Consider the following 12,162-nt stretch of genomic DNA (forward strand, 5'->3'; position numbering starts at 1 on the left):
ATGTACCGCTTCACCGGTTCCTGGCTGCACAAGGCCATCGTCCGACTCTGCGCCGGTCTGCTCGCCATCCTGGGCGTCAAGCTCAGCGCCTTCTACTTCATCGGCCTGCTCATCGTGCTGGGGCTGCATCGGGACCAGCTGCTCGGCTGAGTTCGCCCTACGTTGACCAATAAAAAACCGGCAACACTGGGTGTTGCCGGTTTTTTTATGCTGCAGAGAGTGACGCTACTCCCCTTTCTCCACGAACTGCAGCTCGGGCGCCCTGGAGGTCAGCACATCGGCGCAGTAATCCCAGGTCGAGATGCGATAGTGCTGCAGATCCTCATCCAGATGCAGGCCGTCCGACTCCTGATGGAACCAGCTGGCAAACCGGGACGGGGTGATGAGCTGGATCTGCTCCTCGATGGCATGACTATCCTTGCCCTCCGCCAGATCGCAATCCTCCATGACCCGCACCGCGAAGATATGCCGGAAATAGACCCGGCACAGGATCTGTGGCGGCAGATCGATGCTGCGAGCCCTGCCCAGCATGATGGTGAGGGAATCGCTCCAGATATCCTGATGAAGTTCGGCCACGACCAGGCCCGGGGGGAGTTGGCGGGACGGAGCCCAAGGTACGGCAACCTGCCGAATGGCATTTTTCTGTTCCATCATCCACCTCACTACAGCGCACGCCATATCTTGAGTGTATCTGAAACAATTTCCGCTGACGATGGCAATAAAAAACCCGGCTGGCGCCGGGTTTTTGGGGATTACTTGACGGCGTCTTTGAGCGCCTTGCCTGCCACAAAGGACGGCACATTCGCGGCTGCAATCTGGATCTCTTTACCAGTTTGCGGATTGCGACCGGTACGGCCAGCGCGATGGTTCACCTTGAAGGTACCAAAACCCACCAACTGCACAGCATCACCTTCTTTCAGGCTCTGGGTAATACCATTGATGATCTCTTCCAGAGCAACTTTGGCCTGAGCTTTGCTCAGATCTGCTTTGGCTGCAATTGCATCGACAAGTTGAGCTTTGTTCATAACATTTCCTTTATGATCGGGCATTTAGCACCGGGCCACTCTATTCAAAAAAAAACACTCAGGCAAAGGCTTTATCAGCCGGATTGGCTTGAATGCTGGGGTTTTCATCAAGATCTGCGGAAATAGTCACATATCTCGCCCCTTCGTGATCGTAATTGACGGGAAGAGGAGAGCAAATGATGGCGCCTTGTAATCAAAACACCACCCGGTGTAACAATATCCCCATGCCCCTATTGACGGTCAACCGGATTTTCCCTAGTTATAGGAAGGTGTCGTCAGTCCATAAAAAGGCCGGAGGCCTGTCACGATAGCACTCCATGCCTATGCCCCACGGAGGGAGTATGTTAACTGAACTGGAACAAACCAAACGCGCATTGGCAGGAAAGCACAGAGCTATCGATGACTGGCTGGACGCCAGACAGGCACTGCTGGTCGAGTACATGCGCCTCGCCGGCTTGAAACCCACCCGCAACAGCAAGCAGCGCTCGCTCCCGGGCCATGTGGAACTGCAAAGTTTCTGCGAACAGCTGGTCGACTACGTCAGTGCCGGCCACTTCGAGATCTACCACCATGTGGTGACCGCTTTCGAACAGGCCAGCGGCGACAAGCTGGAGCTGGCCAAGCGCATCTACCCCCATATCCGCGCCTGCACCGAGTTCGCACTGGAGTTCAACGACAAGTACAGCAACGCGGACGAGGCCCAGATGCTGCTGCTGGATGAAGACTTGAACCAGCTTGGCCCCGTGCTGGAAGATCGTTTCAAGCAGGAAGATCGGTTGATCAAGGCACTGCAGGTAGTAGAGTCACTCAGCGCCCAGCAGGTTTGATATCCAATTTCGGAGCCAGTTCAAGATCCTGATGTGCAAGGTGCATTACACTCTATGTCATGACCTATAGCACCCGTACCTATTGCTGACAGGAGATGAGAATGTCCGAGCGTCGCCGTTTTTCACGGATCCTTTACTTGACCATGGCCGATCTCGTCCAGGGCGATAAAAAATGGCGGACCCAGCTGGTCGATATTTCCCTGCAGGGCGCCCTGCTGATCCGGCCCGATGACTGGGAAAGCAATGACGACAAAGAGTACTCACTCAGCTTCGTGCTGAGCGGCAGTGACATCGAGATCAAGATGCAGGTCATGCTGACCCATGAAGCCAGCAAGAAGCTTGGGTTTTATTGCCATCATATCGACATCGACAGCGCCACCCATCTCAAACGGATGATCGAGCTCAACGTCGGCGATGAAGAGTTGCTGCACCGGGAGCTGGAACAGCTGCTGAGCGAGCATCTCGAACACCCCCACCCCTGAGCCACTGCCCCCATCACCCAACAAAAAGGAGCGCCCGTTGCGCTCCTTTTTGTTGCCCGTCCGCAAACCCTGTTCTGCTTACAGCGCCTCCAGGGCATCGGCCAGCTTCTTGACCGGCACCACTTCCATGCCCTCGATGGGATGCTTGGGGGCATTGGCGTGCGGCACTATGGCCCGGCGGAAGCCATGCTTGGCCGCCTCCTGCAACCGCTCCTGGCCGGACGGCACGGGCCGGATCTCGCCGGACAACCCCACCTCGCCGAACACCACCAGATCCTTGGGCAGGGAGTGATCGCGAAAACTGGAGACCATGGCCAGCAGCAGAGCCAGATCCGCACTGGTCTCCTCTACCTTGACCCCGCCGACCACGTTGATGAAGACATCCTGATCCGCCATCTGCAACCCGCCGTGGCGATGCAGCACTGCCAGCAGCATGGCGAGCCGGTTGTGATCCATCCCCACCGCCACCCGACGCGGATTGGAGAGCTGGGAGTAGTCCACCAGCGCCTGCAACTCCACCAGCAGCGGACGCGTGCCCTCCCAGATCACCATCACGATGGAGCCGGGCGCCTGCTCTTCACCGCGGCTGAGGAAGATGGCGGAAGGGTTGCTCACTTCCCGCATCCCCTGCCCGGTCATGGCGAAGACCCCCAGCTCGTTGACCGCCCCGAAGCGGTTCTTGTGGGAGCGCAGGGTGCGAAAGCGGGAGTCGTGGCTGCCGTCGAGCAGCACGGAACAGTCGATGCAGTGCTCCAGCACCTTGGGACCGGCCAGGGTGCCATCCTTGGTCACGTGGCCCACCATGAAAATGGCGACGTGATTCTGCTTGGCATAGCGGGTCAGCAGGGCGGCCGCTTCCCGCACCTGGGAGACGGACCCCGGCGCCGACTGCACATCCGCCACATGCATCACCTGAATGGAGTCGATGACCATGATCTGTGGCTGCTCCTGCTGCGCAATCAGGCAGATCTGCTCGACCGAGGTCTCCGACAGCATGCGCAGCTTGTCGGTGGGCAGGCCGAGACGCGATGCCCGCATCGCCACCTGCTGCAACGACTCCTCACCGGTGACGTACAGGGTCTTCATCCGCTCGGCCAGGCCACACATGGTCTGCAGCAACAGGGTCGACTTGCCCGCCCCCGGGTTGCCACCGATCAGGATGGCCGACCCCGGCACCACGCCGCCGCCAAGCACCCGATCCAGCTCCTTGAAACCGGAAGAGAAACGGGGGATCTCGGTGGTGGCGATCTCCGCCAGCGTCTGGACCTGGCTGCCGACGGCGCCGGCATAGCCGCTGTAACGGGCGCTCTTGCCCGGGGTCACCGAGCCGAGGCGCACCTCGCTGATGGTGTTCCACTCCTTGCACTCACTGCACTGGCCCTGCCAGCGTGTGAAGTCGGCGCCACATTCGGTACAAACATAGGCAGTTTTGTTTTTGGCCATGGATAACTCGGGGACAGGATGAATTCCTGCTTGATATACTTGTTTGCGACCGACAGATCAAACCCAGAATCGGAAAAGTGACTTTCCGTGGCAGGAACACATGGAATCAGAACAACAACAGCACCTGATTGAACAACTTATTCCTCTGCTCAGAGAAAAGGATTTCGATGACATCTTCAATCGCCTGACCCAGGACGAGAACAGCAACAGCCGTTTTCTGATCAAGATGGAGCTCAAACGCAAATGCACCCCCTGCCGCCGGGTCATTGACATGCGCGACGAGCTGGGCGATGAGTGCCTGGTGCACGAGTTCGAAGGGATCACCCATTTCATGCCGGCCGAGGCCATCGGCCTGTTCCAGTCTCAGTGCTATCTCTACAAGGATGACTACACCCTGGGGGTCTACGAAGCGCTGCAATACTGGCAAAAATACCAGCATGGCAAGAGCGATGGCCAACTCCAGCCCCCCGTCAGCCCGTTTCGCCAGTACGACGTCAATCCCATCTCCTTTGCCAGCTACTATGGCCGGCGCCAGGAGCGGATGCACTTCAGCTCCCCCGTGGTGATCAAGTTCGCCGATGGCGACAAGCTGTTCGCCAAGAGTTCCGATCTCTCTCTGGGCGGGATCCGGGTTTCGGTGCCCTATCTGCCCAACTACCAGACCGGCGCTCAGGTCGAGGTGTTCTTCACCGGGCTGGAGCGGGATCACCCCAATCCCGTCCTGCACCATTCGGTCAGCTACCAGATCCTCGGGGAAGAGAGCAAGGAGGGGAAATACTGGCTCAGGCTGATCAAGACCGGTGAACACCCGGCCTTCGACCAGTTTCTGAACGATTTCATCGAGAGCAACAAGAGCCGCTACCGGGTCAGCGTCGACTACATGCTCTCCGCCGCCATCATCAAGGGGTATGAGCAGTTCTACCTACCGCGCATGACCGGCATGCCGCTGTTCTTCGGCTCGGGCGACAGCCCCAGCCTCGAGATCGCCCTGCGCACCGAGAACAACCAGCACATCCTGGAGTATTGGCGCGACGCCAAGAACCGCGACATGCTCGCCAGCCTGTTCTCGGCCACCCGCATGCAGGCCCTGTTGCCGGCGAAGGGAGAATTGAAAGAGACCCTGATCTACTGCTTTACCCACTCGGTGCGCAGCCACCTCTACTTCTTCTCCGCCACCCGGGAGGAGCTGCTGCAAAGCGGCCTGATGTCGCTCTTCTTCCAGGTCGGGGCCCGTCGCCCCAGCTGGCGAGTCTACAAGTTCAGTCTGGAACGCTGCGATCTGCACGAGGCCGATCTGGCCAGTCAGCAGGGCAAGGAGAGTCCCCAGCTGCAGGACATGCTGCTGCAGGAGCGGCTCAAGCAGATAAGCTACGTCGGTCTGCTGCAGCAAGTCGGCCTCGACAGCCAGCGGGAAGAGTTCCAGTTCGACGCCTCCAGCCAGCACAACGCCAACGAGCTGCAACGCTTCGGTCACGACAGCAGTGCCGCCCCCTTCGAGATCGAGACGTTGCACTATGTCCAGCTGCGCAAGGAGGCTCGCTACATCCACAAGACCGCCGTCGCCATCAAGCACAATGGTCGGGCCTGGCTCGGCTGGACCCGCGACATCTCGGCCCACGGCATGCAAATCGAGCTGGAAGAGCCGTTCGAAGGGGCGAAGGACGACATAGTCACCATCGCCCTGCCACGCCTGCAGGAACTCTCCAAGAGCATGGATCTGCAACGCCTCCCCTACCGGCTGGTCAGCATCAACCTGACCCGCACCGTGCTGCACCTGTGCATCGAGGGGGATCCCGAGCGCCACACCGGCCGCCAGTTCTTCAAGCTGCTGATCGAGAGCAACCAGAACAAGCTCAAAGCGGCCCAGGAGCAGCGCCGTTATCGCGGCATGGCGCGGGCACTGCGCAACATCTATACCCACCACGTCTTCTGCACCCCGGTCTACATCAACAAGCTCAAGGGGGCGCCCAAACCGGCCTCGGTCGGCCACGCACCACAGCCGCGCAGCCTGTCGCGGCTGCTCAAGGCCTGTGCCGAGCAGGGCGATCAGGACAACCTCTACCCGCTGTTTCAGGGGGAGTTGCTCAAGCAGCTCATCATGACCCCGCTGCGGGCCATCGAGCGGGAGGATCAACCGCAGGAGGAGGAGGTCTATATCGCCAGTCTGCAGACGGCGACCGGCCTGCCCATCTTCACCAGCCGGCTCGCCAGCAGCTTCCAGAACGTGGCGGAGAAGCGCAGCTTCATCGAGCAGGCGCTGCGCCAGGGGGAGTTCTACTCGGTGCTAGTCGGCATCTCCCGTACCGGTCGCCCCGATACCAACTTCATCGCCAACGAGCTGGACTACATCGCCAAGTTCGCCATTCACAAGGCCAAGAAGCTGGAAGAGGAGCTGTGGAGCGTGGTGGGGGTTGGCGAGCTGACCGATACCAGCCAGGCAACTCTGTTCCGGCTCGGCATCACGGCGCCCATCAAGTAAAGAAGAGGGCGCCGACTCGAAACGGCGCTACACCAAGCAACAAACAATGGCGGACCCTGGGTCCGCCATTGTTTTTCGCACTCTTGTGGCTACCAGCCCCCCGAGGGTTCCCCCATCAGGCCGCCTGCGGGTTGAGCAGCCATTCGAGGATCTGCGGGAAGTGATCCTCCTGCGCCTGGGGTGCAGTCAGCATGTTGATGTGGTCGTAATCGAGCCGGTTGCCGTTGTCCCGGCCAAGCCGGGTATGGCGTGCAGCCGAGCCCATCTCGGCACTGAAGCGGCGCACGTCGGTCGGGTGACCCAGCACCTTGTCCGCCTTGGCCGAGATCATCCAGAGCGGCGGCCAGTTGACCCGGGCGGCCGCCTCGTCATAGGCGAACCCGTCGCTGGGATCCTGCCAGGGGCCACATTTGACCCAGGGGATGGTCTCCTGCAGGTAGCGCAGCGGCTCGTCATCCGCCCCTATCTTCAATCTGCGCGCAGCCAGGAAGCCGCTGCGGCTGGCCAGCCAGGGGGCCAGCCGGTTCCAGATCAGATCCACCTTCAGCCAGCGCTCCGGATTTTGTACCGACACGCCGCGCTTGGTACCAAAGAACACCAGGCTGGCCACCTGCTCCGCCAGCTCGGGAAAACGCACCAGGGTCGACGCCATGATGACGCCGCCCCAGGAGTGGGCCATCCAGTGCAACTTGAAGCCGGCATGACGGGCGGCAATCCAGCGGTGCAGAGCGGGCAGATCCTCGGTGATGAGCTCATGCTGGCCATGTTCGGCCTGCTCGGAGATGGCCGGCGTGCTGAGCCCCCGCCCGCGCAGATCGGCCACATAGACCTGATAGCCGTGGCGGGCCAGAAAACAGGCCAGCCCCTTGCCCGACTCGGTATAGAAGATGCGGCCGTTCTCGATGGCGCCGTGCACCATCAGGATCGGCTCGCCATGTACCGCGACCCGCGGCTGAATGTGGCGAACGTGCAGCCTATGTTCGCCGCAGGGAATAAACAGGGATTGCTGTTGCAGTTCCATTTTGAGACTACGTCCTCCGTGACGTGGGGTTGAGTCCAGCCCTAGTGGGCTCAGCGCCGATCCCAGCGCTGCTGGCGGCAGGCCAGGGCGCCAAGCAGGCAGATCACCCCTTCCAGATCGTGGTGGTTGAGGGTGGCCGCCGCCTGGGCCCGCACCAGCGGTTTGGCGTGGATGGCGATGCCGAGCCCGGCCACCCCCATCATCTTGAGATCGTTGGCACCATCGCCGACAGCCACGGTCTGGCCAGTGGCGATGCCGTACTCCGCGGCCAGCTGCTGCAGCACCTCGGCCTTGACGGTGGCATCGACGATGCGCCCGCTCACCTTGCCGGTCAGCCGTTGCCCCGCCACCGCCAGCTCGTTGGCGAAGATGGCGTCCAGCCCCAGCTCCCGCTGCAACTGGCCGGCAAAACGGGTGAAACCACCGGAGGCGATCGCCACCTTCCAGCCAGCCTGCTTGAGAGTGTCGACCATCAGTTGCAGGCCCGGCATCCAGGGCATGTTGGCCGCCACCTCGTCGAGAATGGTGACCGCTGCCCCCTCCAGCAGGGCGACCCTGGCCCGCAGGCTGTCGGAAAACTCCAGCTTGCCCTGCATGGCGGCCGCAGTGACCGCCGCTACCTGCTCGCCGACCCCGGCCAAGCGGGCAATCTCGTCGATGCACTCGATGCGGATGGCGGTGGAGTCCATGTCCATCACCAGCAGACCGGGCTCGGCCAGGCTGGGCAGGGCCGGCAGATGACACAGATCGATGTCCCACTCCTCCCCCTTGAGCGTCTGTACCAGAGCGGGTGAGAAGCGATCCGTGCCCAGCAGCAGCAGGGGTACCCCGGCCTGCATGGCGGGCGGATAGAGTCGTGCCTGCAGCCCGTGCCGCGCCAGCAGCCCGGCCAGCCTGCCGAGATGGTGGCCGCCAAGGGGCCGACCGAACAGCACCAGCCAGGCGCCATCCAGCGCACTGGCGGCGGGCAGCAGCGCCTGTGGCGTCGCCTCCCACCAGGGGGCGCCGGACAGGCACTCGGGCCACTCTGAAATATCTGCAGGCAATTGGGACAACAACATAGGGATAACGCCTTCCTTGGTGATCATGGGGTTAACAAAACTGGCCCAGAGTAGCGTATTGCTTTTTGTACAGGCAAGCGCCAAGATCCCGCCACTCCTTGTCAGCAAAAGGCTCAACGCTTGCGTCATCTCCCCATCAAACGTGTGCTCAGTCTGGGTGCCGGTGTCCTGCTCGGACTCTGGGTACTCGCCGTGCTCATTCATATGCAAGGCGAGAGCCAGGCCTCGCTGCACAGCGAGGCGCGCAACCGGGCCCAGGCACTGGTGGCCTATGCCGCCAGGGACATGAAACGCTGGATCAAGGAGGAGAAAAACAGCGAGCTGGAGCGGCTGGCCCGGGATCTGGCCGCCGAACCCGAGATCCTCGATGTCACCCTCTACGATGCCCGCGGCATTCCCCTCGCCCAGTCGGACAATGCAGTGCCGCTGGACAGCCTGCTGCCCATCGGCGACAACAACAAGTCGGTCCCCGAGCAGGGCAAGGGGCGCATCCAGTTCGTGCAGGAGATCCTGGATGGGGAGCAGACGCTGGGCTATCTGCGCATTACCCTGGAGGAGCAGCAGATGCTGGCGGACAAGGACACCCGGCTCAAGGTGGTGCAGGAGAAACAGCGGCTGATGCTGCTGGTCGCCCTGCTGGCCGGGCTGCTCATCTCCTACGGGGTGCGCCGCAACTACATGCGGGTGCGCAAGCACAAGAAGAAAAGCAAACCGGTCGAACCGCAATAAGACGGTGCGACCTCATCGCCTTGTATACAACCCAGGCAATGCCACCAGCAGGAGCGCTGTATGATTGCCCCCCCTCTTCCTCTGGATGAAGAGAGCCGACTGGAACGGCTCCGCATCCTGGGCTTGCTTGACCGCGAGCCCATCGACCAGCTGGATCGCCTGACCCGGCTCATCACCCGCCATTTCTCGCTGCCCATCGCCATGGTCTCGCTGACCGACGTGAACCGGCAGTGGTTTCTCGCTCGCACCGGGGTCACCCTGTGCGAGATCAGCCGGGAGTACTCCTTTTGCGGCCACGCCATCCTGCGCCCCGACATCATGCAGGTGCAGGATGCCAGGCTCGACCCGCGCTTTGCCGACAACCCGCTGGTGACGGGCGAGCCCCACGTGGTCTTCTATGCCGGCCGGCCACTGCGGGCGCTGGACGGCGTGGTGCTCGGCACCCTCTGTCTGGTGGATCATGCCGCGCGCCACCTCGACGAGGAGGCCTGTCGCGATCTCGACGACTTCGGCCGCCTGGTGGAGAACACCCTGCACGATCTGGAAAGGCGCCATCAGGTACGCAGCCTCAACCAGGTGCTGGAGGACAAGGAGCACCTGTTCACCCTCACCTTCAACCAGTCCTCGGTGGGTATGGCCCTCTCGTCGATCGAGGGACGCTGGCTGCGGGCCAACCCGGGGCTGGAGCGACTGCTCGGCTACAGCGAACAGGAGATGCTGACACGAACCTGGCACGCCATGACCCACCCCGAGGATCTGCCGCGCGAGCTGGCCCTGTTCACCGCCCTGCTCGCGGGGCAACGGCAGGACTACCGGCTGGAGAAGCGGATGATCCGCGCCGATGGCAGCCTGTGCTGGGTCCAGCTCAGCGTGACCCTGTGCCAGAGCCGCACCATGGCCCCCCACATGATCGCCGTGTTTGCCGACCTTACCGAGCGCAAGCAGGTCGAGGCCGAGCTGCTGCAACTGCAGCAGGGGCTCGAGCAGCAGGTGCGTGAGCGCACCCGCGAGCTGTCGAGCACGGTGGAGCAACTGCATCGCGAGATGCAGGAGCGTGGTGCCGTGCAGCAACGCCTGTGGCAGGAGCAACGCCGGCTGCAACACATGCTGGAGCACACCAGCAACGCCTTCCTCGAGCTCGACGAGGCGCTGGTCATTACCGGCTGGAACCCGGCCTCCACCACCCTGCTCGGCTGGCACCCCGAGGAGATGCTGGGACGCACCCTGCCCATCCTGCTCGGCAGCGCTCACCCTCTGCTGGCGCAACTGATCCATCCCGAGCGCGCACAGCGCCGTCTGGAGTGCGACATCGGCACCCGCAGCGGTCGCCAGGTCCCGGTCGAGGTGAGCGCCGAGCGCTACCAGTTCGACGGCAAGGTGCGCCTCGCCCTGTTCCTGCACGACATCAGCGCCCGCCGCCAGGTGCTGGCGGAAATCGAGCGCGGGCGGGCCCGGTTGCGGGCCATCACCGACGGCCTGCCGGTCACCATCAGCATGGTCTCGCCCGAGGGGCGCTACCTGTTTGCCAACCAGGCCTACTGTCGCTACTTCGGGCTGGATCCCGAGCGGATACGGGAGATGAGCGTGCGGGAGGTGATCGGCGAGGCGGCCTACGGCCGGGCCATCGCCCATCTGGAGCAGGCCCTCGCCGGCGAGCAGGTGAGCTTCGAAAACCGCTTTGAGCTGCCCATAGGCCCACGGGATCTCAGGATCACCATGATCCCGAGCCGGGGCGACGAGCCCGGGGTCTACATCCTCGGCAGCGACATCACCGAGTTCAAGGCGCTGCAGAACCAGCTGGAGCACGAGGCGGCCCACGACCCCCTCACCGGCCTGCCCAACCGGCGCGCCTTCACCCTGCGCCTCTCCCGTGAGCTGGAGCGGGTGCGCCAGAATGCCGAGACTCTGGGTCTGCTGTTTCTCGATCTCGATGGCTTCAAGCGGATCAACGATCAGCTCGGCCACCATGTCGGCGACGCCCTGTTGCAGCGCTTCGCCGGAGTGCTCAGTGCCGAGGTGCGCCCCGGTGACATGGTGGCGCGCCTGGCCGGCGATGAGTTCACCATCATACTGCCGGCCCTGCGCCAGCCGGAGCTGGAGCTGCCCGCCCTGTGCGAACGGCTGCTGGCGGCCATGGCGGTACCGGCCGACGTGGCCGGCCACCAGCTGCCCCTCGCCGGCAGCATCGGCGGAGCCATCTGCCATTCGGGCCAGTATTGTCACATCGACGACCTGCTGCACCGGGCCGACAGCGCCATGTACCGGGCCAAACAGGCCGGCAAGGGGCGCTTCGCCCTCGACCTCTGATCTGCCATCCTTGAAATGCAAAACGGCGGCCCGAGGGCCGCCGTTTTCATTATTCATGCGCGAAGGGGATTAGTTGTCGCCCAGCAGGACGGAATCCAGCGCGATTTCGATCATGTCGTTGAAGGTCAGCTGACGCTCTTCAGAGGTGGTCTGCTCACCGGTACGGATATGGTCGGAGACGGTGCAGATGGTCAGTGCGCGAGCACCGTACTCTGCGGCCACACCGTAGATGCCGGCGGCTTCCATCTCGACACCCAGGATGCCGTATTTTTCCATGACGTCGAACATGGAGGGGTCCGGGGTGTAGAACAGGTCGGCGGAGAAGATGTTACCGACGCGCACGGCAACGCCCTTGTTCTTGGCGGCCTGTACGGCATTGGCAACCAGATCGAAGTCGGCGATGGCGGCGAAGTCGTGATCCTTGAAGCGCAGACGGTTCACCTTGGAGTCGGTGCAGGCACCCATGCCGATCACCACGTCACGCAGCTTCACGTCTTCACGCACGGCACCGCAGGAGCCAACGCGGATCAGGGTCTTCACGCCGTAATCGGTGATCAGCTCTTTTGCATAGATGGAGCAGGACGGGATGCCCATGCCGTGGCCCATGATGGAGATGCGACGACCCTTGTAGGTGCCGGTGAAACCGAACATGTTGCGCACGTCGCACACCTGTTCGACGTTCTCCAGGAAGGTTTCGGCGATGTACTTGGCGCGCAGGGGGTCGCCCGGCATCAGCACGGTGTCAGCAAAGGCGCCATCTTTCGCATTGATATGAGGAGTTGCCATTC

Annotated in this window: 12 protein-coding genes; 6 read left to right on the forward strand and 6 right to left on the reverse strand. The window is 62.4% G+C overall.

Features of this window, described 5'->3' with window-relative positions:
* The gene (locus G5134_RS18595) at positions 1-150 is read left to right on the forward strand and encodes a hypothetical protein (protein WP_005305049.1); all 150 of its coding nucleotides are present in this window, start codon (positions 1-3) and stop codon (positions 148-150) included.
* Positions 151-225: 75 nt separating this feature from the next.
* Here G5134_RS18595 and G5134_RS18600 read toward each other — a convergent pair whose 3' ends face one another.
* Both G5134_RS18600 and hupA read right to left on the reverse strand, forming a co-directional pair.
* Positions 226-651 (reverse strand): hypothetical protein, encoded by a 426-nt coding sequence (locus tag G5134_RS18600; RefSeq protein WP_005305052.1) that lies wholly within the window; start codon positions 649-651, stop codon positions 226-228.
* Positions 652-752: 101 nt separating this feature from the next.
* A complete protein-coding gene (gene hupA / locus G5134_RS18605; RefSeq protein WP_005305063.1) occupies positions 753-1,025 on the reverse strand; it encodes a nucleoid-associated protein HU-alpha in 273 nt (90 codons plus the stop codon).
* Between the two features lie 341 nt (positions 1,026-1,366).
* Between hupA and G5134_RS18610 the strand changes: the two genes are divergently transcribed.
* A complete protein-coding gene (locus tag G5134_RS18610; RefSeq protein WP_005305066.1) occupies positions 1,367-1,852 on the forward strand; it encodes an Rsd/AlgQ family anti-sigma factor in 486 nt (161 codons plus the stop codon).
* A gap of 101 nt (positions 1,853-1,953) precedes the next feature.
* Positions 1,954-2,334, forward strand: a complete 381-nt coding sequence (locus tag G5134_RS18615) for a PilZ domain-containing protein (RefSeq protein ID WP_005305070.1) — start codon at positions 1,954-1,956, stop codon at positions 2,332-2,334.
* 78 nt (positions 2,335-2,412) lie between these two features.
* Here the strand turns inward: G5134_RS18615 and radA are convergent, their stop codons facing one another.
* A complete protein-coding gene (gene radA / locus G5134_RS18620) occupies positions 2,413-3,777 on the reverse strand; it encodes a DNA repair protein RadA (protein ID WP_005305075.1) in 1,365 nt (454 codons plus the stop codon).
* Positions 3,778-3,877: 100 nt separating this feature from the next.
* Between radA and G5134_RS18625 the strand changes: the two genes are divergently transcribed.
* Positions 3,878-6,256, forward strand: a complete 2,379-nt coding sequence (locus tag G5134_RS18625; protein ID WP_065018783.1) for a PilZ domain-containing protein — start codon at positions 3,878-3,880, stop codon at positions 6,254-6,256.
* A gap of 115 nt (positions 6,257-6,371) precedes the next feature.
* Here the strand turns inward: G5134_RS18625 and G5134_RS18630 are convergent, their stop codons facing one another.
* A complete protein-coding gene (locus G5134_RS18630) occupies positions 6,372-7,277 on the reverse strand; it encodes an alpha/beta fold hydrolase (RefSeq protein ID WP_065018782.1) in 906 nt (301 codons plus the stop codon).
* Positions 7,278-7,327: 50 nt separating this feature from the next.
* Positions 7,328-8,338, reverse strand: coding sequence for a phosphoserine phosphatase SerB (serB, locus tag G5134_RS18635; protein WP_065018781.1), 1,011 nt, complete (start codon positions 8,336-8,338; stop codon positions 7,328-7,330).
* A 120-nt stretch (positions 8,339-8,458) separates the two neighbouring features.
* On the opposite strand from serB, the gene G5134_RS18640 reads away from it, so the two are divergent.
* Together G5134_RS18640 and G5134_RS18645 are read left to right on the forward strand one after the other, a co-directional pair.
* Positions 8,459-9,067, forward strand: a complete 609-nt coding sequence (locus tag G5134_RS18640) for an AhpA/YtjB family protein (protein ID WP_005305087.1) — start codon at positions 8,459-8,461, stop codon at positions 9,065-9,067.
* 60 nt (positions 9,068-9,127) lie between these two features.
* Complete coding sequence (locus G5134_RS18645) at positions 9,128-11,374, forward strand: PAS domain S-box protein (protein ID WP_421232126.1); 2,247 nt, start codon at positions 9,128-9,130, stop codon at positions 11,372-11,374.
* Between the two features lie 69 nt (positions 11,375-11,443).
* Here G5134_RS18645 and deoD read toward each other — a convergent pair whose 3' ends face one another.
* Entirely contained in the window at positions 11,444-12,160 is a 717-nt protein-coding gene (deoD, locus tag G5134_RS18650; protein WP_005305092.1) for a purine-nucleoside phosphorylase, read from the reverse strand.
* Positions 12,161-12,162: the final 2 nt, after the last annotated feature.

It is taken from the genome of Aeromonas sp. 600276, assembly GCF_049175815.1.
Classification (GTDB): Bacteria; Pseudomonadota; Gammaproteobacteria; order Enterobacterales; family Aeromonadaceae; genus Aeromonas; species Aeromonas dhakensis.